The 25,356-nt window shown below is 71.7% G+C and carries 18 protein-coding genes and 1 pseudogene; 7 read left to right on the plus strand and 12 right to left on the minus strand.

Annotated features, from left to right (window positions below):
* Nucleotides 1-196 precede the first annotated feature (196 nt).
* Nucleotides 197-1,306, minus strand: coding sequence for a potassium channel family protein (locus ACIQ9E_RS08625; protein WP_403704077.1), 1,110 nt, complete (start codon nucleotides 1,304-1,306; stop codon nucleotides 197-199).
* Between the two features lie 157 nt (nucleotides 1,307-1,463).
* Here ACIQ9E_RS08625 and ACIQ9E_RS08630 point away from each other — a divergent pair.
* Both ACIQ9E_RS08630 and ACIQ9E_RS08635 read left to right on the plus strand, forming a co-directional pair.
* A pseudogene (locus tag ACIQ9E_RS08630) lies at nucleotides 1,464-2,129 on the plus strand (potassium channel family protein); the annotation flags it as partial.
* A 57-nt stretch (nucleotides 2,130-2,186) separates the two neighbouring features.
* A complete protein-coding gene (locus tag ACIQ9E_RS08635; protein WP_403704080.1) occupies nucleotides 2,187-3,179 on the plus strand; it encodes an NAD(P)H-quinone oxidoreductase in 993 nt (330 codons plus the stop codon).
* Between the two features lie 157 nt (nucleotides 3,180-3,336).
* Here ACIQ9E_RS08635 and ACIQ9E_RS08640 read toward each other — a convergent pair whose 3' ends face one another.
* Nucleotides 3,337-4,581 (minus strand): MFS transporter, encoded by a 1,245-nt coding sequence (locus ACIQ9E_RS08640; protein WP_403704082.1) that lies wholly within the window; start codon nucleotides 4,579-4,581, stop codon nucleotides 3,337-3,339.
* Nucleotides 4,582-4,678: 97 nt separating this feature from the next.
* On the opposite strand from ACIQ9E_RS08640, the gene ACIQ9E_RS08645 reads away from it, so the two are divergent.
* Nucleotides 4,679-5,683 carry a winged helix-turn-helix domain-containing protein gene (locus ACIQ9E_RS08645; RefSeq protein ID WP_403704084.1) on the plus strand — a complete coding sequence of 335 codons (1,005 nt, stop codon included), beginning with the start codon at nucleotides 4,679-4,681 and terminating at the stop codon, nucleotides 5,681-5,683.
* A gap of 192 nt (nucleotides 5,684-5,875) precedes the next feature.
* Here the strand turns inward: ACIQ9E_RS08645 and ACIQ9E_RS08650 are convergent, their stop codons facing one another.
* The 6 genes from ACIQ9E_RS08650 to ACIQ9E_RS08675 all read right to left on the minus strand — a co-directional run bounded on the left by ACIQ9E_RS08650 (nucleotide 5,876) and on the right by ACIQ9E_RS08675 (nucleotide 14,497).
* Nucleotides 5,876-6,418, minus strand: a complete 543-nt coding sequence (locus ACIQ9E_RS08650; RefSeq protein WP_403704087.1) for a bacterial proteasome activator family protein — start codon at nucleotides 6,416-6,418, stop codon at nucleotides 5,876-5,878.
* A gap of 305 nt (nucleotides 6,419-6,723) precedes the next feature.
* The gene (locus ACIQ9E_RS08655; protein ID WP_403704090.1) at nucleotides 6,724-9,576 is read right to left on the minus strand and encodes an ABC transporter permease; all 2,853 of its coding nucleotides are present in this window, start codon (nucleotides 9,574-9,576) and stop codon (nucleotides 6,724-6,726) included.
* Between the two features lie 55 nt (nucleotides 9,577-9,631).
* Nucleotides 9,632-10,408, minus strand: a complete 777-nt coding sequence (locus ACIQ9E_RS08660; protein WP_403704094.1) for an ABC transporter ATP-binding protein — start codon at nucleotides 10,406-10,408, stop codon at nucleotides 9,632-9,634.
* 468 nt (nucleotides 10,409-10,876) lie between these two features.
* Nucleotides 10,877-11,530, minus strand: coding sequence for a PadR family transcriptional regulator (locus ACIQ9E_RS08665; protein WP_403704097.1), 654 nt, complete (start codon nucleotides 11,528-11,530; stop codon nucleotides 10,877-10,879).
* A 121-nt stretch (nucleotides 11,531-11,651) separates the two neighbouring features.
* Complete coding sequence (locus tag ACIQ9E_RS08670; RefSeq protein ID WP_403704100.1) at nucleotides 11,652-12,353, minus strand: hypothetical protein; 702 nt, start codon at nucleotides 12,351-12,353, stop codon at nucleotides 11,652-11,654.
* A gap of 218 nt (nucleotides 12,354-12,571) precedes the next feature.
* On the minus strand, nucleotides 12,572-14,497 hold the full coding sequence (locus ACIQ9E_RS08675) for a protein kinase (RefSeq protein WP_403704103.1): 1,926 nt from the start codon (nucleotides 14,495-14,497) through the stop codon (nucleotides 12,572-12,574).
* Between the two features lie 484 nt (nucleotides 14,498-14,981).
* Here ACIQ9E_RS08675 and ACIQ9E_RS08680 point away from each other — a divergent pair, with 484 nt between their 5' ends.
* Nucleotides 14,982-16,604 carry a protein kinase gene (locus tag ACIQ9E_RS08680; protein WP_403704106.1) on the plus strand — a complete coding sequence of 541 codons (1,623 nt, stop codon included), beginning with the start codon at nucleotides 14,982-14,984 and terminating at the stop codon, nucleotides 16,602-16,604.
* 453 nt (nucleotides 16,605-17,057) lie between these two features.
* Here the strand turns inward: ACIQ9E_RS08680 and ACIQ9E_RS08685 are convergent, their stop codons facing one another.
* The 3 genes from ACIQ9E_RS08685 to ACIQ9E_RS08695 form a co-directional block, all read right to left on the minus strand.
* A complete protein-coding gene (locus tag ACIQ9E_RS08685; protein ID WP_403704109.1) occupies nucleotides 17,058-18,128 on the minus strand; it encodes a phosphotransferase in 1,071 nt (356 codons plus the stop codon).
* Nucleotides 18,129-18,143: 15 nt separating this feature from the next.
* Nucleotides 18,144-18,665 carry a pyridoxamine 5'-phosphate oxidase family protein gene (locus ACIQ9E_RS08690; RefSeq protein WP_403704112.1) on the minus strand — a complete coding sequence of 174 codons (522 nt, stop codon included), beginning with the start codon at nucleotides 18,663-18,665 and terminating at the stop codon, nucleotides 18,144-18,146.
* 564 nt (nucleotides 18,666-19,229) lie between these two features.
* Nucleotides 19,230-19,910, minus strand: a complete 681-nt coding sequence (locus tag ACIQ9E_RS08695) for a response regulator transcription factor (protein WP_006347979.1) — start codon at nucleotides 19,908-19,910, stop codon at nucleotides 19,230-19,232.
* Between the two features lie 385 nt (nucleotides 19,911-20,295).
* Between ACIQ9E_RS08695 and pdhA the strand changes: the two genes are divergently transcribed.
* From pdhA to ACIQ9E_RS08710, 3 genes are read left to right on the plus strand one after another with little or no spacing between them, the layout of a single operon-like run.
* Nucleotides 20,296-21,501, plus strand: coding sequence for a pyruvate dehydrogenase (acetyl-transferring) E1 component subunit alpha (gene pdhA / locus ACIQ9E_RS08700; RefSeq protein WP_403704115.1), 1,206 nt, complete (start codon nucleotides 20,296-20,298; stop codon nucleotides 21,499-21,501).
* A 2-nt stretch (nucleotides 21,502-21,503) separates the two neighbouring features.
* The gene (locus tag ACIQ9E_RS08705; protein ID WP_403704117.1) at nucleotides 21,504-22,484 is read left to right on the plus strand and encodes an alpha-ketoacid dehydrogenase subunit beta; all 981 of its coding nucleotides are present in this window, start codon (nucleotides 21,504-21,506) and stop codon (nucleotides 22,482-22,484) included.
* A 22-nt stretch (nucleotides 22,485-22,506) separates the two neighbouring features.
* Nucleotides 22,507-23,997 (plus strand): dihydrolipoamide acetyltransferase family protein, encoded by a 1,491-nt coding sequence (locus ACIQ9E_RS08710; RefSeq protein WP_403704120.1) that lies wholly within the window; start codon nucleotides 22,507-22,509, stop codon nucleotides 23,995-23,997.
* 205 nt (nucleotides 23,998-24,202) lie between these two features.
* On the opposite strand, the gene ACIQ9E_RS08715 is transcribed toward ACIQ9E_RS08710, so the two are convergent.
* A complete protein-coding gene (locus tag ACIQ9E_RS08715) occupies nucleotides 24,203-25,126 on the minus strand; it encodes a D-alanyl-D-alanine carboxypeptidase family protein (RefSeq protein ID WP_403704123.1) in 924 nt (307 codons plus the stop codon).
* Nucleotides 25,127-25,356 lie beyond the last annotated feature (230 nt).

Raw genomic sequence — 25,356 nt, forward strand, 5'->3', positions numbered from 1 at the left:
GGGGGGGTGGGGTGGGGGGGGGGGGGGGGGGTGGGTGGTGGGGGGGGGGGGGGGGGGGGGGTGTGGGGGGGGGGGTTGGGGGGGTGTGGGGGGGGGGGGGGGGGGGGGGGGGGGGGGGGGGCTTTCCCCCCCCCCCCCCCCCCCCCACGGCCCCCGGACCGGGCAACGCACCCAAGCCCTCCGGGAGCGGACAACCCTAGTAGTCGGTCTCCTCACGGCTGATCGTGATCAGCCGGTCCCCGAATTGCAGCGTCGCCGACTCCGGGTCGGTGTAGTCCAGCATCCGCTTCCGCCGTACGACGGCGACCACCAGGTCCGTCGCCTCCCGGGGCGATCTGCCGATTTCGTCCTGGCGCACCGGACGCTCCGTGAGGCTCAGCCCGCGGCCGTGCGTCATCAGGTCTTCCAGGGTGTCGGCGACATGGGGGCTGGCCGTCGACACCCCCAGCAGACGGCCCGCCGAGCTGGAGCTGGTGACCACGGTGTCCGCGCCGCTCTGCTTCAGCAGCGGGACGTTCTCGTCCTCACGGACCGCGACCACGATCGCCGCGCGGCGGTTGAGCTGGCGCGCCGTCAGCGTGACCAGGGTCGCCGTATCGTCCCGCTGGAGCGAGACGATCACCCGGGTCGCCCGGTCCAGCTCCGCCTTCAGCAGGGTGCGGGAGCGGGTGGCGTCGCCCTGGACGGCGACCAGACCGTCGTTGTTCGCCGCGTCGATCGCCTTCTGCTGGGGGTCGACCACCACGATCTTCTCCTTGGGCATGCCCTGGCCCTTGAGAGTCTCGACGGCGTGCCGGCCCTTGGTGCCGTAGCCGATGACCACGACGTGGTCCCGCATCCTGGAGCGCCAGCGGTGGACGCGGACCTGCTGGCGGGTCCGCTCGGTGAGCACCTCCAGGGTGGTGCCGACCAGGATGATCAGGAACACCACGCGCAGGGGTGTGATGACGAAGATATTGGTCAGCCGCGCGGCATCGCTGACGGGGGCGATATCGCCGTAGCCCGTGGTGGAGAGGGTGACGGTGGTGTAGTAGGCGGCGTCGAGCAGATCGACCTTGCCGTCGGCGTTGTCGTTGTAGCCCGCCCGGTCGAGCCATACGAGCAGGGTGGTGACGGCGAGCACCAGTATCGCCATCGCCAGACGCCGCAGCACCTGCTGGAGCGGTGGCACGGCGGCCGCCGCGGGCATGGTGATGAAACGTCCGGCCTCGGCGTCCTCCCGGGCCTCCGCCCGGGGGCGGGACCAGATGGTCCGCAGGATCGGGAACCTTCCCTCCTTGGGAGGCGGATGCTCCTCGTCCTTCATCGGGTGTCTCCTCCGGCATTGGCCGTCGTGCGGGGCATGAGTGACCATGGTCGCGGATCCGTCCGGGTAAGTCTCGCCGGGTTCGATCGGTTGTGCCGGAGCCACCGGGAACGACGTACGCCGTACGTCGTACGGCGAGGTACCGGACGGGACTGGGAGGAGCAGGCCGGACATGCGCGATCACACGATCATCGTCGGCTTCGGAACGAAGGGCCGCTCGGCGTTGCAGACGCTGATGGCGACGGGGCTGAGAAAGGACCAGGTCATCGTCGTCGACCCCAGTGGCAAGGTCATCGAGTCGGCCGCTGCCGAGGGAATCGAGGGCGTCGTCGGCGATGCGACCCGCAGCGGGGTACTGCTCCGGGCCGAGGTCCAGCGGGCCCGCCAGATCGTCATTGCGACGCAGCGCGACGACACGGCTGTCCTGGTGACGCTGACGGCCCGGCAGCTCAACCGCCAGACCAAGATCGTGGCCGCGGTCCGCGAGGAGGAGAACGGCCCGCTGTTGCGCCAGTCGGGGGCCGATACGGTCATCACCAGCGCCAGCGCCGCCGGACGCCTGCTGGGACTCTCCGTCCTCAGCCCCAGCGCCGGGGCGGTGATGGAGGACCTGATCCACCAGGGCAGCGGTCTCGACCTGGTGGAGCGGCCGGTGATAAAGGCCGAGGTGGGGCGGAACGTACGCGATACCGACGATCTGGTGGTGAGTGTGCTGCGAGGACATCGGCTGATCGGGTACGACGACCCCGCAGCGAGCCCGCTCCAGTTGACGGACCGTGTGATCACGATTGTTCGGGCGGGGGCGTCCGAAGGCGACGGATAGTGCCCCCCGGACGTTCGGAGCGGGCCCGGCGGGTCGTGCGGGAGTAGCCTCGCGGCCATGTACGCGATGACAATTCCGGAACCCGGCGGACCCGATGCGCTGCTCTGGGCCGAGGTGCCCGACCCCGTGCCCGGTGAGGGCGAGGTGCTCGTCGAGGTGGTGGCGAGCGGGGTCAACCGTGCGGATGTGCTCCAGCGGCAGGGCTTCTACGATCCCCCGCCGGGCGCCTCGCCCTATCCGGGCCTGGAATGCGCGGGCCGGATCGTCGGGATCGGCCCGAACGTGTCGGGCGTGGCTCTCGGCGACGAGGTGTGCGCCCTGCTCGCGGGCGGCGGATATGCGGAGAAGGTCGCGGTACCGGCCGGTCAGGTGCTGCCGGTGCCGAAGGGCGTCGGCCTCGCGGCCGCGGCCGCCCTGCCGGAGGTCGCCGCGACGGTCTGGTCGAACGTCTTTATGATCGCCCAGCTGCGGCCCGGCGAGACCGTGCTGGTCCACGGCGGGGCGAGCGGAATCGGCACCATGGCGATTCAGCTCGCGAAGGCGGTCGGGGCCCGGGTGGCGGTCACCGCGGGCAGCCCGGAGAAGCTGGCGCGCTGCGCCGAGCTGGGGGCGGACATCCTCATCGACTACCGGCAGCAGGACTTCGTGGACGAGCTGCGCCGGGCGACCAACGGCGACGGCGCGGATGTCGTCCTCGACATCATGGGCGCGAAGTACCTGGACCGGAATGTCCGCGCGCTGGCGGTCAACGGGCGGCTCGCCGTGATCGGGCTCCAGGGCGGGGTGAAGGGCGAACTCAATCTGGCGACCCTGATCGGGAAGCGGGCGGCGATCACCGCGACCTCGCTGCGGGCGCGGCCGCTCGACGAGAAGGCGGCCATCGTGGCGGCGGTACGGGAGCATGTCTGGCCGCTGGTCGAATCGGGCCGGGTCCGGGCGGTCGTCGACCGCGAGTTCCCGCTGCGGGAAGCGCAGGCGGCCCATGAGGCCCTGGAGTCGGGTACCCATGTGGGCAAGCTGCTGCTCCGTACCGAAAGCTCCCGTGGATAACGAACAGGGGGCAGGGGAGGCAGGGGACGGGGAGCCGGTTCGGAGGGCTGCGGTACGGGCCTGTTGAGCGGCTGGGCCCGGTCCCGGGCGGGCGACGGCGGCCGCCGTCGCCCGAGCCTCCGGGTTCGTCCCGGACGCGGTGGCGGCCGACGGTGGCTCACTGCTCCGCGACGGTGGATCTGTCCTCGGCGGCGGCCGGATCCGGTCCGGCGGCCGGCCGCGGCCCGGGGACGGCCGGTTGTTCCTTCCCTCGCCCGCCGACTGCCGCGAGGGCCAGGGTCACTCCCACCGAAGCGGCCGCCATCAGCGTCATCGCCGTGGCCGGGGAGGTCAGTTGGGCCAGGGTGCCCGCCAGCAGGGCGCCGATGCCCTGGCAGCCGGCCATACCGGTGCCGTGCAGTCCGAGGGCCTGGCCGGTGAGTTCGTCGGGGGTGAGGGATATCAGGCGTTCCTGGAGGATCAGGCTCGCCGCATAGCCGATGGAGGCGACCGCGACGGCGACGGCGGCCGGTACGACGCCGGGCCGCAGGACGAAGAACAGATAGGGGATCGCCAGCAGCAGCCGCAGCGGGACCGTGAGCCGGGAGCGGACCGCGGGCGGCACCAGACGGCCCACCAGCAGATCGCCCGCGAACATGCCCAGCGCCGCGCACGCGTACAGGGTTCCGGCGTCCCCGGGGGCGTAGGAGATGTAGAGCGAAGCACTCCCGACCACCAGTCCGTTGGGGAGCCACAGGCCCAGATAGGTCAGACGGCGGGGGCGCGAGGACCACAGCAGGGCGTTGCTGCGCCAGGAGGCCGCGGGGGAAGGGCGGCCGGAGGCGCGGGCCGGGCGGGCCGTGAGGCCGAGGCGGGTGACGAGGGCGCTCAGCAGGTGCAGTGCCGCCGCGAGGAGCAGACAGTTCTGCGGGGACAGCAGCGTCAGCAGTGCGCCGCCCGCCGCGAACCCGGCCACCTGCATCAGGCCCCAGAGCATGTTGTAGACGGAACGGCCCAGGACGTAGCCGTCCTTGGACAGGATCTCGTTCAGCAGCCCCCCGCGGGCGCCCCCGCCCAGCGAGGCGACCAGACCCTGGAGGAGGACGACGGCGAAGACCGCCGGGATCGGCAGACCGGGAAGGGCCGGGACCGCCGTGACCGCGGCGAAGGCGAGGGCGAGGCCGGTCAGGAGCGTGCGCGGCGGCAGCCGGTCGGAGGCCGAGAGCAGAAAGGCGGCTCCCAGCAACTGCGCGAGCTGGGGTCCGAACATGCTGACCGCCGACAGGAGCGGGGAGCCGGTGGCCCGGAAGACCAGCGTGCCGAGGGCCAGACCGCCGATGGTGTGGGCCGCGCCGGAGGCGCCGAAGGAGAGCAGGAACGGGGTGAATTCAGGGGTCCGGAACAGGGTGCGGTAGCTGCGCATGCACCGCAGTCTCCGAGCTGCGGGAGACGCTGTTAAATGTTTCGCCGGTACGCGAAAGGCCGATACGCGAAAGGCCGGTATCCGAAAGGTCGTACGCATGGGTTTGTGGCAGATCGGCACCGACACCCTGGCCTCCAGCCGGTTTGCGCTGTCACCGTTCGCCGAGACCTTCGCGAGCCTGCGCCTGCTGCACACGGGGAGCGGCTCCCATCCGGGCGAAAGGGCCTGGCTGCGGGCGCAGCTGCCCGGCTACCGGGCCCGCCTGGCGGCCGATCCGGTGGCGGCGGCGCTGGTCCGGGCAGCCTTCGGCACCTCGTGGAACGCCGACTTCCTCTGCCCCGCGCCGGGCGCGGGAGAGGCCTTCGACGAGACCGTGGCCCGGGTGCGCGCGGCCGGGCCGGGAAAGGCGCGGGACGATCTCCGGGTGTCCCTCCGGGGCCCGCTTCCCGCCGCCCTGGACCGGGACGATCTGCCCGAGCGGGCGGCCGCGCTCCTGACGTATGTGTGGGAGGCGGCCGTACGGCCCCACTGGGAGCGCCGGAGACGGGTTCTGGAGGCCGATGTGGCCGCGCGGACCGCACAGGTGAGCCGGGGCGGCTGGGCGGCCGTGCTGGACTCGCTGAGACCGGGGACGCGATGGCTCGGGGAGAGCGGCTTCCAGGTCAATCCGTGGCCGTACCCGCCGCGGGAGATCCCCGCGGGGGCCGAGCTGCTGTTCACGCCGGTGACCCCGAGGACCGGATGGGTGGCGTGGCAGGAGCGCGAGCGGTACGCGGTCTTCTACCCCTGCCTCGGGGTGCTCGCCGAGGACCACCACAGGCGCCCCGTCCCGGCCGGGCTCGGGGCGCTCGTCGGCAGCGCGCGGGCCGGAGTGCTGGCACTGCTCGGAACCCCGCTGAGCACGACCCAGCTGACCGCCCTGACCGGGCAGGGGCTGGGGTCGGTGGGCCGGCATCTCAGGGTGCTGCTGGACGCGGGGCTGGTGGAGCGGCGCCGGGCCGGGCGATCGGTGCTGTACGTCCGCACCGCGGCCGGGGAGATGCTGGTGGCGGCCTCGGGCCCGGGGGCCGGTGCCGAGGACCGGGAGCCCGGGACCGGCTGAGGAAGCCGGGCCGGTGGGTCCGGGAGCGGAGTGCCCCGGGGCTCTTTCCGTACGCCAGGAGCGCCCGCCGGGGCCGTACCGCGGAGCGGGACGCTCCGCGGGCCGGGACGGCACCGGATCAGCGGTGGACGACGGCCCGCGGCGGGGGCCCGGGACGATCCGGGGTTCCGGGCCGCCGCGGGCCGGGACGGTCTACAGATACGGGCCCGAGCGCAGGGCGCCGTGGGCCGGGTCGTCGTCGTGCGAGGCGCCGGGCGGCAGGGCGCGGCGCATCTGCTCCAACTGGGCCCGGGCCGCCATCTGCTGGGCGAACAGGGCCGTCTGAATACCGTGGAACAGACCTTCCAGCCAGCCCACCAACTGGGCCTGGGCGATGCGCAGCTCGGCCTCGGAGGGCACGGCCTCATTGGTGAACGGCAGGGAGAGCCGCTCCAACTCCTCGACCAGCTCGGGCGCGAGGCCGTCCTCCAGCTCCTTCACGGAGCTGGCGTGGATCTCCTTCAGCCGTACCCGGCTCGCCTCGTCGAGGGGAGCCGCCCTGACTTCTTCCAGCAGCTGCTTGATCATGCTGCCGATCCGCATGACCTTGGCCGGCTGTTCCACCATGTCCGTCACGGGGACCTCACGAGACTCGTCGTCACCGTTACCGTCACCGCCGCCGAGAGCCATGCCGTCCTGCCCCACGACGAGGACGTGGGGACTCTCCTGCGAGCGTTCGTTCCTCGGCATATCCATGCCGCCATTCTCGCGCACGCGCGCGTCATCACGCGGTGTGCCCCCGGGCGGGAGTGATCACTCCCGCCCGGGGGCACGAATGCGCAGGTGGCCGCCGGTCCCGCCCGGTCCGGGTTCCTGGCAGGGAGCCCCGGACCGGAGTCACTCCGGGTCGACCGGAGGGCCCGCTTCCGTCACCTCGTCCGGACGGTGCGGGCTTCTGTCACACGGCCTCGTCCGGCTGGGAAGGCCTGATGTCACACGGCCTCGTCCGGCTGGGGCGGCCCCCGTTGCTCCGCCCCGCTTCCGGAGCGCCGCCCGTTCCGTCACGTCGTCTCGCGGCGGGCCAGCGCCCCTCGCGAGCGGGTCATCAGCGCCGCCAGCAGCACCGCGCCCAGCGGGACCACGACCAGCAGGGCCCCGAGGGTCTCCCACGGCATGATGATCGGGACGTACGGGGCGGGCATCTCGTACCCGCCGTTCAGCGCGTCCTCGTACCAGGACTGTTCCTCCCGGCGCTCGGTGAGCAGCAGTCCGATCGCGGGCAGTACACCCGCCGCGGTCCCGAGCACCACACCCATCGTGGCGACCACCCCGCACTGGAATCCGCTGAGGGTCCTGCGGACCCGCGGCGGGGCACCCACCGCGGCCAGCGTCTTCAGATCGGCCTCGGCATCGGCCTGGGAGAGACCCGTGGCGATACCGGCCGCACCGATGGTGATCAGCGCGGCGAAGGCGGCCAGGGCCACCAGCACGATGCTGGTGTCGGACTCGTAGCCCTTCTCGACGGTGAGACTGGTGCTGGTACTGATCCGGGAGAGTTCGTCCTCCAGCTTCTGCAGGTCCTTGTCGGAGGCCTTGCCGTCCGTGAGGACGTAGGAGCCGTACGGTACGGCCTTCATCGCGCCCGCGGACTTCAGAGCGGAGGGCGGGAGCACGGTCTGGAACCCCCAGGCGTTCACCTCGCCGGTCACCTCGTGCACCGGGAAGGACTTGACGGTGCCCGGCTCCTCCTTGCCGGTTTCGAGCGCCTTGTCGGCGGCCTTGATATCGGTGATGACCTTGATGTCGACCGTGCCGCCGTCGCCGATGTGCTGCTTCTTGAAGGTGATGGCCTTGCCGGACTTCAGCGCCTGCTCCGCCGCCGGGTTCTTGATGTCCAGAACCTTCAGCAGCTTCTCGTCGGCGACGACCACCTCGCCCTGGTACGGGCCCTGCTCGCCCTTGCAGCGCCAGTCCTTGGCCAGGGCGCGCCGCTGCTCCACGGTGAACCTGGCCGCCGGGTCCTCCCCGTTGGGCACGTTGCCGTCCGAGTACAGCGGGCACCTCTTGGCCTGCGGGATGACCAGGGTGTACCGGCCGCAGGCCGGGTCCTCGTCGTACATGCCGCAGGTCGACTTGCCGACGACGAGCCGGTCCACATCGGCCCGGACCTCGACCGGGACGCTCCGCTGGACCGCGGTGCGGATCGCGGGTACGTCACGGCCGTTCTCGTCGGTGACGATGACCGATCCGTGCGGGGCCTGAGCGTTGTACGCCGCCTTCTGCTGGGCCTCGTCACTCGCGGCATAGGTGGCCACCGCCACGGTGCCCGCGACGGCCGCCAGGACCGCCGCCACCGCCGGAGCCGTACGGCCGCGATTGCGGACCGCGTCCCGCAGGGCCAGCCGCGGCGACAGCGGCAGAAAACCGCCGAGCCGCCCGAAGAGCCCGACCAGGGCCGGGGTGAGCGCCACGATGCCCAGCTCGGCGATGATCGCACCGGCGCCGACGATCACGATGCTTTCGAACATCATCGAGCCGGCGAGGGCGATGGTGGCGCCGAGGGCCGCCGCGATCAGTCCGATCACCGGCAGGACGCGGCTGCTGCGCCGGATACCGCGGCGTCCGGTCAGCGACGACAGGACGGACTGGCGGGACGAGGTGACGGCCGGGACGAGCGCCGCCATCGTGCCGGTGAAGACCGCCAGCAGGGCGATGCCGAGCAGCTCCAGCGGCCGGGCGTCGAGGGCGCCGAACCGGGCGCCCATCATCTCCTCGAAGGTGCCCTGGAGCGCGATGCTGAGGAGCACGCCCAGGGTGGTGCCGATCACCGCGGCCGCCGCGCCGATCACCAGACCGCCGGCGAGCACGATGGAACGGATATGGCTGCGCTCACCGCCGTTGGCGCCGACCAGGCCGAGCTGACGGCGGGAGCGCCGGGCGCCCACGGCGAAGGCCGGTCCGGCCAGCAGACAGATCTCCAGCAGCGCCAGGCTGACCACGGTGGCCAGGGCGGTCAGCTCTTCGGCCTGGAAACCCGGACCGTCCATCCCGTACTTCTGGAAACCGGGCTTCTGGTAGAGCGGGACCTCGGAGTCAGCGGGCGGGGAGAGAGCCACCGCACGGGATTCGACGATGCCGCCCCTGGCGTTGGTCTCCTTCACCTTGTTCCACGTGAAACCACCCTCGACGGAGACCAGATAGGTCGTCGAGCCGTAGTCGGTCCCCAGATCGGCCTTCTTCAGCGCCTCGTTGAGCGGCTTGATGAAGGCGCCCGGCAGGGCGTTGATCTGGTCCGTCTCCAGACTGCTGGGCAGTTCGTAGGCACCGGTGATCCGGTACTCGCGGTCGAGGTGGCGTGCGGTCAGCTTGCCGCCCACCTTCAGACCGCTCTTCTTCAGGAAGGCGGTCGTCGCGGCGACCTCGCCCTCCTGCGCGGGGAACCGGCCCTCGGTGAGGTCCATGATCCCCTCGGCCATCGGGTCCGTCGCCTTCAGCTCACGGACCTCGGTGTTCAGCAGTCCGTGCGCCGTCTCCAGCTTCGCCCGGCCGACGGTGTCGGGCAGCAGCCGGGCGTCCTTGGGCGCCGCCTTGCGGAGCTCCATGGAGCCTTCGGGGTACGGCTCGTTCTCCTTGAGCACCCTCGCGGGCTCGTAGCGCTGGGCGTCGGGGGACTGGAATACGGCCTCCCCACCCATATCCGGATTGCTGAGCCGGCCGTCCGCCGCGCCTATCCCGCGCTCCAGCTGCTCCGTCGTGGAGAGTTCGGCGCTGCGGAGGGTCAGATCGGCGGCGCTGACACCGATGATCGGCAGCGCGATCATCGCCAGGACGAGGAAGCTGCGTCCCTTGGAGCGCCAGGCGTCGCGGCGGGCGATACGGAGCGCGGCCCGCCAGGAGTGGAACCATTTGTTCACAGTGCTGCCCTCGTGCGGATCATTGGTATGCCGGTCGGTGGGTGCGGTGCGGTCTTCACCGGTCGGCCGCCTGGCCCGTCAGCAGCGAGTCGGCGTCGCTGCGGACCGTCTGGTCGACGACGGAGCCGTCCCGTACGAAGACGACCCGGTCCGCCCAGGCCGCGAAGCGCGGTTCGTGGGTGACCAGGACGGCGGCGGCACCCGCGTCGCAGCGGGAGCGCAGCAGGGCGAGGACCGACTCGCCGGTCTCCGAGTCCAGGGCGCCGGTCGGCTCGTCGGCGAGGACCAGTCTGCGGTCGCCGACCAGGGCGCGGGCGATGGCCACCCGCTGCTGCTGGCCACCGGACATCTCGTCGGGGAAACGCTCGGCGAGATGGCCGAGGTCCATCTCCTCCAGGGCCGCTATGGCCTCCGCTTTGGCCTTGCGCGCGCTGGTGCCGTCCAGCTCCCGGGGGAGGGCGACGTTCTCGGCGGCGGTCAGGGCCGGGATCAGGTTGTAGTCCTGGAAGACGTAGCCGATGCTCCGGCGGCGCAGGGCGGCGAGCGTCTTGCGGCTCGCGGTGGTGATGTCCGTGCCCTCGACGATCACTTGGCCCGAGGTGGGCAGGTCCAGCCCGCCCGCGAGGGTGAGCAGGGTGGATTTGCCGGAGCCGGACGGGCCCATGACGGCGACGAGTTCGCCGGGGAAGACATCGAGGTTGACCCCGCGCAGCGCATGGACCTCGGTGGCTCCGCTGCCGTGGACCCGGGTGAGCTGGACGAGCTGGAGCACCGGCTGGTTCGGCTGTGAAGCACGGGTCTGCTGTGACTGCTGGGGACTGGCGGTGGACATGGTGGGTTCCCCCCTTGGGCGGGCAGATATGAGCGGTCGGCCGGTGCCTCCGGCTCCGCTGGACCATGCGGGACCCGGCGGCCCCGGAGGAAGCGGTGGGGGCCGCGGGCGATGGAACGGCGGATCGGCCGGTGGCGGTACGGGCCGTGGTCGGGCGGGACCCGGTGGCGCGTCGGCTCGTCCCCCGTGAGGACGCATCTGCGGTGCGGGCGCACGGGGGCGAGAACGGTCACGCGTGCGGGCGTGGGTGGAGCGGGTAGTGCGGGTGGTGCTGGTGGTTTCGGTGCGGCGGACGGCGCCTGTGGTGCGGGCGCCTTCAAGTGCCTTCAAGCGGTCGAGCAGGTCGAGCAGGCCGAGCGGTCGAGCAGTGCGCGTGGTACGAGCAGTGCGGGTGGTTCAGGAGGTGCGGGTGGTTCAGGAGGTGCGGGCAGTGCGGGTGGTTCAGGCAGTGCGGGCAGTGCGGGCAGTTCAGTGGGGCCGGGTGCCGGCCGGGTGGGGAGCGGGCGGGGCGGAGGCCTGGCCCCCGTCCGTCCCCTGCGCGGCCTTCCGGTCGTCCAACGCTCTCCGATCGGCCGTGGCGGAGAGCCGGATCAGCCGGGCCTCGGAGTGGTCCAGCCAGCGCGCCTCCGCCTCGGTCTGGAAGATCAGCTGTTCCAGGACGAGCAGCCAGGCGATGTCGTCCCGCTCCCGCGAACCGTCCCCGTTCTCGATGGCGGCCAGCGCCTGCATCTTGAGCCGGGTGTAGTCCTGCATGGCCTTGACCGTGTGGTGGCGCTGGGACTGGATGACCCTGCGGATGTCCACACCGGGCGCGCCGATCGCCATCGCCAGCTTGATGGACAGCTCGTCCCGGGGCGGGCTGGTGCGGTCGACCGGCGCCTCGAACCAGGTCTTCAGTTCGCCGCGGCCCGTCTCGGTGATGGCGTAGAGCGCGTGTCCGGCGTCGTCCTCACCGCTCTGGACGACCATGCCGTCGCGTTCGAGCCGGTTCAGCGTCGTGTAGACCTGGCCGACGTTGAGCGGCCAGGTCGACCCCGTACGGGCCTCGAACTCCGTACGGAGCTGGGAGCCGTACCGGGGGCCGTGCTCCAGAAGGGCGAGTAGCCCGTGGCGGATGGACATACCGAGTATGTATACCGGGTATGCAGGCAGCCTCCAACCGTCCGCAGACGGATGTGACCCGTCCGACTCAAGGGGGACCCGGGGAGGTGCGGAGAGGTACGGAGGACGGACCCGGCGGCCTTCAGCGGTGCCTCAGCCGGATCCCGAGGAAGCCGATTCCCAGACCCATCAGGGCCAGTCCGATGCCCAGCGAGAGCGGGGAGAACTCGTGGGCCGCCGGGGTGCCGGTCGCTTGCGTACGGCGCTGACCTGCCGCGGAGGGGGCGTCGCCGGTGAGGTACGGCGTGGGTTCGGCCGCGGGGTCGGTATCGCCGCGCCGGCCGTCCGCACCGTCCGGGCGGAGGAGATCGCCGTCCGCCGCGGGGGCTGCCGGATCGGGGTCCGCGGGGGCGCTGGCGGAGTCCCCCGAGCCGGTGGCGGACGGCGGGTCGGAGGGGGTTCCGGTACCGGACTGTGACACGGACGTCTCGGTGGGCGGGTCTTCGGTATCGCCCCGGGGGCGCGGCGGAATGTGGTGCGGCGGCTTCCCGGGCCGGATCCGTCCCTCGCCGGCGGGGTGCCCGGCGAGGGATTCACGGGGGTCGGGCGCGGGCGCCGCGGCCCCCGTCCCCGGACCGCCGGTGTCCGGTGGCGGGCCGGTGCTGCCGGGGGGTACGGCGGTCTCCGGGGTGCCGGGGTCGGCGGCCGGTGCCGCGGCGGTGACGGTGGCGGCGGCGGCCGTTCCGGTCAGGAGGCCCGGTCCGTTCCCGTACACCGGGAGTGAGGCCAGCACGGCCAGCGCGGCGAAGGTGATCGCACAGCGCGAGCGGAGTGTGGGATGCACCGGGGGGAGCCCCCTCCCGTACGGGCCGCGAGGCGGCGGCCGGCGTCCGTGATCACGGACTCAGCGTCACATGCCACGGGCCGTCCGGCATCTCGGGCGGCGCGGTTCCACACGAGAGGGGGACATCGCGCCCCCGGTGTCGACGCGGTGTCGACGCGGTGTCGACGCGGGCACCTCGCCGATTGGGGGCGGAAGCGGGTTCGTGGCCCGTACCGCCGTCAGCCGGCCTTGCCCGTGGAGATCGTCAGTTCGAACTCCTGGCGCTCGGAGACCGGGCTGCCCGCGCTCGGGAACTGCCCGACGACCGCGTCCTCCGGGTACTGCGGGTTGTCGACCTCGGTCACCTTCCAGGTCCAGCCCGCGGCCCGGAGACAGTCCTTCACCGAGAGCAGATCCTTGTAGAGCAGGTTCGGGGCATCGACCTTCGACGGGTCGGAGGAGTCCTCGCGGGCCTCCGAGCACTTCTCGTCGTTGATGGTGCGGGTGCGGTCCGGGGGGATGGGTTCCGTGGACGTCCCGGATCCGCTGTCCGTCCCCGTCTCCGTACCGCGGTCTCCCGATCCGGTGGATCCGGCCGGGGTTTTCACGACCTCCACATCCGGCGAGTCCTTGTCCATCAGGGAGCCGAAGAAGCCGATCCCGAAGTTGATCGCGATGAAGGCGGAGAACACGCAGATGATGCCCAGGACCACCTTGCGGCCCCGGCTGGTTCCCTTGGGCGGCGGGGGGCCCGGCCGGTGCTGCATCACCGGAGCGGGCCGGGGGGTGGGCGGGGAACCGTACGGCGGCGGGACATGGGCGCCCATTCCGGCCCCGCCCTGCTGCGGATAGCCGTACGGCGGAGGGGCCATGCCCTGCTGCGGCGGCGGGGTGCCGGGGCCGTGGCCCCGGGAGCCGTACGGAGTCCGAGGGCCCGGCTGCCGATACGGCGCACCGGCGACGCCGTGCGCCGGGGAGTGCGCGGGCGGTTGCTGCCGGGGGTGCGGCCCGGCGTGCGGATACGGCGGGCCCATCGGGGCATGGGCCGGCGCATGCCCCTGAATGTGCCCCTGGACATGCCCCTGGCCGTGCTGCGGCGGTCCCGGCGGCCGGGACGGCGGACCGGTGTGGGGCGGGGTGTGCGGGCCGGTGTGCGGCGGGGTGTGCGGGCCGGTGTGGGGCGGGGTGTGCGGGGACGGCGCATGCGGCGGGAACACCGCGGAGCCCACTCCGGCCCCGCTCCCCCCACCGCCCGGACCGCTGATCACGGAGGGCGCCGCGGTCTGCCCGCCCGCGGCCACCCGCAGACACTCGTCGCGCATGGCGTCGGCGGAGTGGAACCGCTCGTTCGGGTTCTTCTTCAGCGCCCGCAGCACCAGCGCGTCCACCGCGGGCGTGACCGAGCGGTTGACCGTGGAGGGCGCGACCGGCTCCTCCTGGACGTGCGCGTAGGCGATGGCCAGCGGCGAGTCCGCGTCGAACGGCAGCCGCCCGGTGAGCAATTGGAAGAGCATGATGCCGACGGAGTAAAGATCGGAGCGGGCGTCCACCGCCCGCCCCAGGGCCTGTTCCGGCGACAGGTACTGCGGGGTGCCGACGACCATGCCCGTCTGGGTCATGGACGTCACGCCCGACTGCACGGCACGGGCGATGCCGAAATCCATCACCTTGACGACCCCGCGCCGGGTCAGCATGACGTTGCCGGGCTTGATGTCCCGGTGCACCAGCCCGTTCTCGTGCGAGGACTCCAGGGCGGCCAGCACATCGGCCGCCACCTTCAGCGCCCGGTCGGCGGGCATCGCCCCGTACTGCCGGATGTCCTGCTGGAGTACGGCGCCGAGCGGGCGGCCCTCCACGTACTCCATGACGATGTACGGCACCAGGGCACCGCCCAGTTCGTCCTCGCCGGTGTCGAAGACCGAGACGATATTGGTGTGGGAGAGCTTGGCGACGGCCTGCGCCTCGCGGCGGAAGCGCTCCCGGAACGACTGCTCGCGCCCCAGCTCCGTATGGAGGGTCTTGATGGCGACCTGCCGGTCGAGCACGGTGTCGTACGCCAGGTGCACCGATGCCATCCCGCCCTGGCCCAGCAGATCGCGGAGCAGGTAACGGCCGTTCGCGACCGAGCCGCCGACATGGTGGCCCTGCGCGCCGTCCTGGCTCATGCTCTGCTTCCCCCTCGGCGAGAGCGTCCGCGGGCCGGCGGGCTGCCGCCGCGCGGATCGCGGTGTGCGGTGCATATCGCACACCCCCGCGGCCTCCGGCGGTCCCGGCGGCTCCGGTGCTCACGCGATGCCCCGTTTACGGGGCAAGTCTGCCGCAGGTACCCGGCACGTCAAGCCGGGTGCCCGTTCCGTGACCCTCCGCACGGGAAGCGTCCCGGAAGCGTTACAGGAACGCCGTACGAGGCGCGTGGCCGGGCTCACAGCCGCCCCGGGAAGGGGTCCGTCCCGCACGGCGGTGTCGGTGGGAGGCTGTAGCGTGAGGCAACGGAACGCCTGTCCCGGGCGTTGGGTATGAGACGGATGCGCACGCGGCGGCCGATATCGGGCACCCTGCATTCGGCGCACGCCGCCCCGGGACCCCACCCCGGCAACAGAACACGACGGCTCCACCGAACAGACACCGAAGAGACGACGGCGAGGACTGATGGCACCCGAACCCGAAGCAGGCGTCGGCGGCGTGCCGGGATCCGGGGACCACTGGGGGCCCGGCGGTCTCGTCGGCGGCGGTCGCTATCGGATGACGCACCGCCTGGGCCGCGGCGGTATGGCCGAGGTGTATGCGGCCGAGGACGTCCGGCTGGGCCGTGAGGTCGCGGTGAAGCTGCTCCGTGCCGATCTCGCGGAGGACCCGGTCTCCAAGGCCCGTTTCACCCGTGAGGCACAGTCCGTCGCCGGGCTGAACCACCATGCGATCGTCGCGGTGTACGACTCCGGGGAGGACGCCGTCGGGGGCCAGTCCGTCCCCTATATCGTCATGGAGAAGGTCGAAGGGCGGACGATCCGCGATCTGCTGATCAACGCCGAGGCGCCCCCGGTGGAGCAGGCGCTGATCATCGTCTCCGGGGTGCTGGAGGCCCTGGCGTACTCGCATCAGCACGGCATCGTGCACCGGGACATCAAGCCGGCCAACGTCATCATCACCAACTCCGGCGCGGTCAAGGTGATGGACTTCGGTATCGCCCGCGCCCTGCACGGCGCGTCCACGACGATGACGCAGACCGGCATGGTCATGGGCACCCCGCAGTACCTCTCGCCGGAGCAGGCGCTGGGCAAGGCCGTCGACCACCGCTCCGATCTGTACGCGACGGGCTGTCTGCTCTACGAACTGCTGGCGCTGCGGCCCCCGTTCACCGGCGAGACCCCGCTCTCCGTGGTCTACCAGCATGTCCAGGATGTGCCCGTACCGCCGTCCGAGGTGCTGGACTCGGTCCCGCCGGAGCTGGACGGCCTGGTGATGCGGTCGCTGGCGAAGGACCCGGACGACCGGTTCCAGAGCTCGGAGGAGATGCGCGGACTGGTGCAGTACGCGCTCCAGATGCTCCAGCAGCAGGGCGGGCACACCGGCGGCTGGAACACCGGACCGGTCGACACCTACGGCGGCGCCACCCGGGTCATGGGTGCGCCGGGCGGTCCCACAGCGGTCCACCCCGCGGTGCAGGGCGAGACCTCGGCGGGTCCGATCCTGCCGCCGGTCAATCCGGACGACGGCGGTTTCTCCGGATACGGGCAGCAGCCCGGCGGCCGCCGCCGCCGCGGCAGGATGGTGCTGTTCGCCGCGCTCGCGGTGATCGCCGTAGTGATGGGCGTGGCGATGGCGCTGCGGGCCGCGGACTCCGGCAAGGAGACCCCCAGCGACGACACCAAGGTGTCCGACTCGCCGTCGGTGCCGGCGTCGCCGTCGCCGAGTACGGAGTCCAAGCCCTCCGAGAAGGAGGTCGAGAACGAGTCCCCGCGCTGGTCCGAGCGGCCGAAGTGGCCCAAGAACAGCAAGTCGTGGCAGCCCTCGCAGTCGACGAAGCCGTCGGACGACACCAAGCCGTCGGACGACACCAGCGAGGAGCCGCCGACCCAGTCGGAGAACCCGGGCTCGGAGGGACCTCAGCCCGGGCAGCCGGGTGGCGGTGAGAACGGCGGTGTCCCCGGGGGAGGCTCGGGCAGCAATCCCGCGGGCGGTTCCGGGACCAATCCCGCAGGTGGCTCGGGGACCAATCCCGCGGGCGGTGGCGGCGAGGCCGAGGGCTCGGCGCAGGGGACGACCAGCGGCTGACCCCCGGCCGGGCGGGGGCACCCGGCTGCGGACGCCGGGCGCAAGGCAGTCAGGCCCTGTCCGGGCGATCTTGTCGGGCCCGCGACGACGGCTACGGCACTCCCCCGGGGCCTGGCGGCCCGGGTGGTACCCCCACGCTGCGTTGTCGGACCACGCGAGTACTCCCCCGCAGCCCTCCGGGCGCGGGGGTGCCCCCATGCGTACGAGCCGTGGACCTCCGCCTTGCGATGCACCGCATCCGGGGGCACCACCCAGCCGCAGGGCTGGGGGAGCCGCGGGCTGATCCTCGAAGATCGCCCGGACAGGACTTAGGGGATGGGGGAGTTCCGGGCCCGCTGCCCGGCCGCCTGCCGAACTCCCCGCCGGGGCGGAGGCGCGGGATATGAGGCGTGCCGGATGCAGGGTGCCGCGTCCCGCGTGCAAGGTGCCGGGTGAGCGTGCCGGGGCGGCCCGTCAGTTGGCGAAGGCCTCCCGTACCGCCTCGTACTCCCTTGTCCACCACACCGCCAGGGCCGACACCGCGGCGAACTGCGGGTCGGCCCTCCGGTCGTGGCGCTGGTAGCGCCAGCGCAGTATCCAGAAGTCGTTGAGCCGTTCCCACCACACGCGGTGGACGGCCGCGGCGAGTTCGGAGGTGTCCGCTCCGACGGCCCGCCGGTACGCCCTGGCGTACGCCCGCACCTTCGTCAGCTCCAGTGCGCCTTCGGGCCGTACGAAGAAGATGGCGGCCGCTCGGACCGCTTCCTCGGCCCGCGGCTGGACGCCCAGCCGGTCCCAGTCGACGATCGCGGCCGGTTCGGCGTCCCGGTAGAGGAGGTTGAGGGGGTGGAAGTCGCCGTGCACCCAGCCCCCGGCGGGCGCGGGCGGCGGCCGCAGATCGGCGTGCAGCTCCAGCAGGGTGCGGCGTTCGACGAGGCGGTGCTCGGCGAGGACGTCGAAGGAGTCGCGCGGCCCGCCCGCGGACCGGATCAGCGAGAGCAGTTCGTCGATGAGGGAGAACGTCTCCTGCGGATCGGCGCTTTTGTACGCGTCCCGGCCGCCCGCCTCCTCTTCGGGCTCCTGCGCGGGCAGTTGACGACCGCTCCGGGCGGACCGGCCCGGCGGATGGTTCATCACCTCTTCGAGGCGGGTGTGGACCAGTCCGAGCAGGGCGCCCAGCCGGCGGCACTCGACGGTGGAGAGATGGGCGCCGTCGCGGTGGCGGCCGTTCACCCAGGGATGCAGGGCGTAGCAGTGGCCGCCGATGACCGCGACCGTATCGCCGCGGGCGTCCGCCACGGGCGGGGCGACGGGCACCCCGAGGGGTTCCAGCCGCTGGGTCGCCCGGTGCTGGCGGATGATGATCTCGGGGTCGTCGTCCAGATGGTGCTTGAGGAAGTACGCGCCCCGGGTGGTGGCGAGCCGGTAGCCCCGGTTGAGCAGGCCCTGGGAGACCGGCTCGCAGGACAGCGGTTCGCCGGGGTTGTCGTAGCGGCGCAGCAGAGCGCCGACGGGAGGGACGGCGGTGTCATATGAGCGCGGCACTCGCCAGATGCTAGATCACGCAGCGTGTCCGTTGGGCTGCTCTTCGCGATACTCCAGCGTATGCAGCGTGACGAACTGAGGTTCGACGCGCATGAATACGGGCTCGAAGGGTTCGCCGTCCGCCCGCTCGGGTGCGGCGCCGAAGAGCAGCAGCTCCTCGTCGGTCGGGCAGACGATCCGGGCGGTCCCGATGAACTGGACGGACCAGACGCAACGGCCCCCGCGGTCGAAGGAATCCGCGCCGTAGGCGACGACGCTGCCGTTGCAGGCGCGGTGGTAGCCGAAGCCGCGGTGGATGCGGAGGACGACTCCGCCGTCGCTGACGATATGCCGGGCGGGGGCGACGAAGGGCATGGCCCGCATGCTGGTCGCCAGCCGGCCGAAGGAGACCCGGCCGAGCAGGTCGATGGCGCGGGCGGTGTCCGCATCGGTCTCGGAGCCGGTGCCGGTCTCGGTGCCGGTCTCGGTGCGGGTGTCCGCCGTACCGAAAGGGTCTCCCGTACCGAAAGGGTCTCCCGTGGCCAGGGGCTCTCCCATGGCCAAGGGGTGCCCCGTGCCGAAGGCGCCGGAGGGGCCGGAGGGGCCGGAAGCCCCGGGTCCGCACGGAGTCCCGGAGAGGCCGGAGGTCCCGGGCAGGTCCGGGGTACCGGGGCGGCCGGCGGAAGCGGGGGACTCGGTGGGCATGACCTCCACTCTCGGCCCCGGGAACGGTGCGCGGAAGGGGCCGCCGCCCCTGCTCGACGGGGACGTTAGTCCCGCCCGGGCGGTGCCGGGTGGGCCGGAAAGCTCGGGTGAATGCGTCACGAAGAGTGATACCCCCTGTTATGGCGTGTACGCCTGACGGTTCGCCTGCCGCGCGGCTCGGCTCGGCTCCTGAGCCCGGACCACCCCTAAGGCCGCCGCCCTGCCCGAAACCGGACGCCCGCCCTCGTTGCCGGGAGCGGTCAGGCCCTCGTACCTCCGCAGCCCGTACCCCCTGTACGTCCCGCGGGCCGCCCCCGGGCAGCCGGACTCCGGCGTTTTCCGCCGGTCCGGCAGGTCCGGCGGACGGGCCCGGGGCCCGGGGCCGCCCGATGACGGCACCCCCGCCCGAGCCGGGGTTTAGTACGTCCCGGACGGGGACGAGGACCGGCCCTCCGCCTGGAGCCGGGCCACGTACGCCGCCGCCTGCGAGCGCCGTTCCATCCCCAGCTTGCTGAGCAGGCTCGACACATAGTTCTTGATGGTCTTCTCGGCCAGGTGCAGCCGCTCGCCGATCGCGCGGTTGGTCATGCCCTCCCCGATCAGGTCGAGGATCCGCCGCTCCTGCTCGGTCAGCGAGGCGATCTTGTCGTCCCGTTTGGGGCCGCCGTCCCGCAGCCGGGCGAGGACCCGCGCGGTGGCGACCGGATCCAGCAGGGAGCGGCCCGCCGCCACGTCACGGACCGCCGACAGCAGCTCATTGCCGCGGATCGCCTTGAGCACGTATCCCGAAGCGCCCGCCATGATGGCGTCGAAAAGCGCCTCGTCGTCCGCGAAAGACGTCAGCATCAGGCATTTGATGGACTCGTCCTGGGAACGGATCTCCCGGCAGACCTCCACCCCGCTGCCGTCCGGAAGCCGGACGTCCAGTACGGCGACATCGGGCCGGGTCGCCGGAATCCGGGCGAGGGCGTCCTCGGCCGTTCCGGCCTCGCCGACGACGACGATGTCGTCCTCGACCGAGAGCAGTTCATGGACGCCCCGGCGGACGACTTCATGATCATCGAGTAGGAATACGGTGATTTTTCCTTCTTCGCGCACGCTTGCAGTCTCACACATCGACTCTTCCCGTGCCCCGGGTGGCCGGGATACCGTGCGGTTGTTCCCGGCGGTTCACCAGGCCGCCACCCATGGCCGCGTCCAAGGCCCTGACCAGTGATTGTTCCCCCGGTGCCGCCCCATTTCGCGATTTACTTGGAAATCCAAGCAAAAATGCAGGTCAAATGGGGTTTCGCAGGAATGAGGGACACTGGGTAACGTGCTGAGGACAGGGCGCTCGCCGGGGCACCTGTCACGTCTGTTCCCGGCACCGCACCCACCCCGTGCGGGGAGCGGGAGCAGACGAGCCTCCCCGGCCTCCTGAGGCCCGGGGCGACCCCAGCCTCCCGGCGAACCCGGGGGACCGGACAGACGGAGGAGCACGCACGTGACCGTGGAGAGCAGTGCCGCCCGGAAACCGCGGAGGACCGGCGGCACCAAGCGCGTGAGCGCCGCGAAGAAGGCACAGCCGGCCCGGCCGGGGCCTTCCGAGCCGCAGCTCGTTCAGTTGCTGAACCCCGAAGGGGAGCGCGTCCCGCACCCCGATTTCGATTTCGACCCGACCCCCGAAGAGCTGCGCGGCTACTACCGGGACATGGTCCTGACCCGCCGTTTCGACGCCGAGGCCACCGCCCTCCAGCGCCAGGGCGAACTCGGCCTGTGGGCGTCCCTGCTGGGCCAGGAGGCCGCGCAGATCGGCTCCGGCCGGGCCCTGCGCGACGACGACTACGTCTTCCCGACCTACCGCGAGCACGGCGTCGCCTGGTGCCGCGGCGTCGACCCGACCAATCTGCTGGGCATGTTCCGCGGCGTCAACAACGGCGGCTGGGACCCCAGGAGCAACAACTTCCACCTCTACACCATCGTCATCGGTTCGCAGACGCTGCACGCCACCGGCTATGCGATGGGCATCACCAAGGACGGCGCCGATTCCGCCGTGATCGCCTACTTCGGCGACGGCGCCTCCAGCCAGGGCGATGTGGCCGAGTCCTTCACCTTCTCCGCGGTCTACAACGCGCCCGTCGTCTTCTTCTGCCAGAACAACCAGTGGGCGATCTCGGAGCCCACCGAACGCCAGACCCGGGTACCGCTCTACCAGCGCGCCCAGGGCTACGGCTTCCCCGGCGTCCGCGTCGACGGCAACGACGTCCTCGCCTGTCTCGCCGTCACCCGCTGGGCGCTGGAGCGGGCCCGCCGCGGCGAAGGACCCACCCTGGTCGAGGCCTTCACCTACCGCATGGGCGCGCACACCACCTCCGACGACCCCACCAAGTACCGCGCCGACGACGAGCGCGCCGCCTGGGAGGCCAAGGACCCGATCCTGCGGCTCCGCCGCCATCTGGAGCGGGAGGGCCACGCGGACGAGGCCTTCTTCGCCGCCCTGGAGGAGGAGAGCGACGTCCTCGCCAAGCGGGTGCGGGAGGCCGTGCGGTCGATGCCCGACCCCGACCCGATGGCGATGTTCGACAATGTCTACGCGGACGGGCATGCGCTCGTCGATGAGGAGCGCGCCCGGTTCGCCGCGTACCAGGCGTCCTTCGCGGACGCCCCCGGCCACGCGACCGGCACCGACGCACACGGAGAGGGGCACTGACCGTGGCCGTACAGAAACTTCCCCTCGCCAAGGCGCTCAACGAATCGCTGCGCACGGCGCTGGAGACCGACCCCAAGGTTCTGATCATGGGTGAGGACGTCGGCAAACTCGGCGGCGTCTTCCGGATCACCGACGGACTCCAGAAGGACTTCGGCGAGGACCGGGTGATCGACACCCCGCTGGCCGAGTCCGGCATCATCGGCACCGCCATCGGGCTCGCCCTGCGCGGCTACCGCCCGGTCGCCGAGATCCAGTTCGACGGCTTCGTCTTCCCCGCGTACGACCAGATCGTCACCCAGCTGGCGAAGATGCACGCCCGTGCGCTGGGCGCGGTCAAGCTGCCGGTCGTCGTGCGGATTCCGTACGGCGGCGGGATCGGCGCGGTGGAACACCACAGCGAGTCGCCGGAAGCGCTGTTCGCCCATGTCGCCGGATTGAAGATCGTCTCGCCGTCGAACGCCTCCGACGCCTACTGGATGCTCCAGCAGGCCATCCAGAGCGACGACCCCGTCATCTTCTTCGAGCCCAAACGGCGCTACTGGGACAAGGGCGAGCTGGACACCGAGGCGATCCCCGGACCGCTGCACACTGCCCGGGTGGTGCGCGAGGGCGACCGGATCACCCTGGCGGCGTACGGGCCGATGGTGAAGGTCTGTACGGAGGCCGCCGCGGCCGCCGCCGAGGACGGTGTCTCGGTCGAGGTGCTCGACCTGCGCTCGGTCTCGCCGCTCGACTTCGACACGATCCAGCGGTCGGTCGAGAAGACCGGCAGGCTGGTGGTGGTGCACGAGGCACCGGTGTTCTACGGTTCGGGCGCGGAGATCGCCGCCCGCATCACGGAGCGGTGCTTCTACCATCTGGAGGCGCCGGTGCTGAGGGTCGGCGGCTTCCACGCCCCCTACCCGCCGGCGCGGCTGGAGGAGGAGTACCTGCCGGGTCTGGACCGGGTGCTCGACGCCGTCGACCGCGCGCTGGCGTACTGAGGAACGAGGGAGTGCCGAGATCATGACGGAGAACGCTTCGCGCTTCCGTGAGTTCAAGATGCCCGATGTGGGCGAGGGACTCACCGAGGCGGAAATCCTCAAGTGGTACGTACAGCCCGGTGACACCGTCACCGACGGGCAGGTCGTCTGCGAGGTCGAGACGGCGAAGGCGGCGGTCGAGCTGCCCATCCCGTACGACGGCGTGGTGCACGAGCTGCGCTTCCCGGAGGGCACCACGGTCGACGTCGGCCAGGTGATCATCTCCGTGGATGTGGCCCCGGGCACGGCGTCCGGGGAGACCGCGGGCGGGGCCGCCTCGGGGGAGGCCCCCGCCGCACCGGCCCCTCCGGCCGCCGCGCAGGAGGAGCCCGCCGAGGCCGCGCCCAAGGGGCGTACGCCGGTGCTCGTCGGCTACGGCGTCGCCGAGACGTCCACTCGGCGCAGGCCCCGTAGAACTACTGCTCCCGCCGCTCAGGTCCCGGTCCAGCAGGCCGCCGCCGCGCTCCAGGGCGAACTGAACGGCAGCGGGACCGGTGCGGCCGGCGGCGGGCTGAACGGCAGCCGGGCCCTCGCCGATATCCCCCCGGGCGCGCTCGGCTCCCGTCCGCTGGCCAAGCCGCCGGTACGGAAACTGGCCAAGGACCTCGGTGTCGATCTGGCGCAGGTTGTGCCCACCGGCCCGGACGGCGTCATCACCCGCGACGACGTACGCGCGGTCGTCGCTCCCCCGGCCCCGGAGACCGCCCCGGCCCCCGCCGGACCGGAGCCCGCCGGCGAGGTCCTGCCTCCGGTGGCCCCCGCGCAGCCCGGTGCCCGGGAGACCCGTATCCCGGTCAAGGGAGTACGGAAGGCGACCGCGGCGGCCATGGTCGGCAGCGCCTTCACCGCGCCGCACGTCACCGAGTTCGTCACCTTCGACATCAGCCGCACGATGAAGCTGGTCGAGGAGTTGAAGACGGATCCGGACCTGGCCGGGGTGCGGGTCAACCCGCTGCTGCTGATCGCCCGCGCGCTGCTGGTCGCCGTCCGTCGCAACCCCGGGATCAACGCCTCCTGGGACGAGGCCGACCAGGAGATCGTCCAGAAGCACTACGTCAATCTGGGCATCGCCGCGGCCACCCCGCGCGGTCTGATCGTGCCGAACATCAAGGACGCCCAGGACAAGACCCTGCCCGAACTGGCCGCCGCGCTCGGCGAACTGGTCTCGGTGGCCCGGGAGGGGAAGACCACGCCCGCCGCGATGCAGGGCGGCACGATCACCATCACCAATGTCGGTGTCTTCGGCATCGACAGCGGGACCCCGATCCTGAACCCGGGCGAGTCCGCGATCCTCGCGGTCGGTGCCATCAAGCTCCTGCCCTGGGTCCACAAGGGGAAGGTGAAGCCGCGTCAGGTCACCACGCTGGGGCTCTCGTTCGACCACCGGCTGATCGACGGTGAACTGGGCTCCCGCTTCCTGGCGGACATCGCCGCGATCCTGGAGCAGCCGAAGAAGCTGATCACCTGGGTCTGATCACCTGGGTCTGATCATCCGGGTCCGATCACCCGGGTCAGAGGCGCCGGGGCGTGAGTGCCGAGTGCGGGGCGCCCGGCTCCGATCACCCGGGTCCGATCGTCCGGACACCCCGCTCAACAGCCCGGGGCCCGTGACCAGGCACATGGTCACGGGCCCCGGGCTGTGGTGTATCAGCGGCCGGTGTATCAGCGGCCGGCAGGCATCAGTCCTGCTGGGCGCCCGCCGGGAGGCTGCGGAGCTGCATCGTCTTCGCGGTGGTCGACTTGAAGCCGTAGTCCAGGAGCTTCGCGGCGTCCGTGAAGCGGTCCGTGCCGTTCAGGGCGACACCGATGTACGTCTTGCCGTTACGGGTGGCGGCGAACACCAGGCAGGGGCCGGCGGCCGTGCCCGTACCGGTCTTCACACCGACCGCGCCCGAGTAGGAGCCGAGCAGCTTGTTGGTGTTGTACCAGGTGTACGTGCGCTTCTTGCCGTTCGACGCGGTGGCCACGGCCACGTACTTCGTCGCCTTGACGACCTCGCGGAAGACCGGGTTGGTGAAGGCGTGGCGGGTCATCAGCGCCATGTCGTTGGCGCTGGTGTAGTTCTGGCCGGTCTGCGAGATGCCGTCGAAGGAGTCGTACTTGGTGTTCTTCAGGCCGAGTGCGGCGGCCTTGCGGTTCATGCTGCCGATGAACGACTTCGTCCGGGCGGCGGTGTTGCTTCCGGTGCCGAAGGCGTCCGCGAGGGCGTAGGCGGCGTCGCAGCCGGACGGCAGCATCAGGGCCGACAGCAGCTGCCGGACCGTCAGCACATCGCCGACCTTGAGCTGGGCGGAGCTGCCGCCCTTCTTGACGACGTAGTCGGTGTACGTCTTCTGGATGGTGATCTTGCGGTTGAGATTGAGGTTCGGCGAGGTCAGGACCGTGGCCGCGGTGACGATCTTCGTCGTGCTCGCCATCTGGCGACGGGTGTCCGCGCCCTTTTTGTAGACCGGCTTACCGCTGGCGTAGTCCAGCATGAAGGCGCTCTTGGCGCTGACGGTCGGCACCGCCGGGGCGGCCTGCGCGGAGGTCGCGGCGAAGGGGGAAGCGGCGATCAGAAGGCCGCTGGAGAGGACAACGGTGGCGGCGCGACGGACGCGCACGCTGCTGAGTATCAAAAGAAACGCTCCGAATGGGACGAATGCGTCAATTGCCGTAATGCATAGGGAAAGAAAAGAATGGGGGACCCGGGCGGCTGTGAGCCGCAAGGGGTCGCTGGGGTAGACGTTCGGACGTGCCGAATGGATGCACGGTGCCGTGTCGTTTCTGCGGAAAAATTTTCGGGGGCGGGGTGTTCTGCGTCACAATGCCCCGCGCGGACCGGGTAGCCGTG

This window comes from Streptomyces sp. NPDC094448, assembly GCF_044763775.1.
Lineage (GTDB): Bacteria > Actinomycetota > Actinomycetes > Streptomycetales > Streptomycetaceae > Streptomyces.

Bases quoted from the DNA above. Each gene is read 5' to 3' on its own strand.
- ACIQ9E_RS08625 (WP_403704077.1), bottom strand. From the start codon at position 1,306: ATGAAGGACGAGGAGCATCCGCCTCCCAAGGAGGGAAGGTTCCCGATC.
- ACIQ9E_RS08635 (WP_403704080.1), top strand. From the start codon at position 2,187: ATGTACGCGATGACAATTCCGGAACCCGGCGGACCCGATGCGCTGCTC.
- ACIQ9E_RS08640 (WP_403704082.1), bottom strand. From the start codon at position 4,581: ATGCGCAGCTACCGCACCCTGTTCCGGACCCCTGAATTCACCCCGTTC.
- ACIQ9E_RS08645 (WP_403704084.1), top strand. From the start codon at position 4,679: ATGGGTTTGTGGCAGATCGGCACCGACACCCTGGCCTCCAGCCGGTTT.
- ACIQ9E_RS08650 (WP_403704087.1), bottom strand. From the start codon at position 6,418: ATGGATATGCCGAGGAACGAACGCTCGCAGGAGAGTCCCCACGTCCTC.
- ACIQ9E_RS08660 (WP_403704094.1), bottom strand. From the start codon at position 10,408: ATGTCCACCGCCAGTCCCCAGCAGTCACAGCAGACCCGTGCTTCACAG.
- ACIQ9E_RS08665 (WP_403704097.1), bottom strand. From the start codon at position 11,530: ATGTCCATCCGCCACGGGCTACTCGCCCTTCTGGAGCACGGCCCCCGG.
- ACIQ9E_RS08675 (WP_403704103.1), bottom strand. From the start codon at position 14,497: ATGAGCCAGGACGGCGCGCAGGGCCACCATGTCGGCGGCTCGGTCGCG.
- ACIQ9E_RS08680 (WP_403704106.1), top strand. From the start codon at position 14,982: ATGGCACCCGAACCCGAAGCAGGCGTCGGCGGCGTGCCGGGATCCGGG.
- ACIQ9E_RS08690 (WP_403704112.1), bottom strand. From the start codon at position 18,665: ATGGGAGAGCCCCTGGCCACGGGAGACCCTTTCGGTACGGGAGACCCT.
- ACIQ9E_RS08710 (WP_403704120.1), top strand. From the start codon at position 22,507: ATGACGGAGAACGCTTCGCGCTTCCGTGAGTTCAAGATGCCCGATGTG.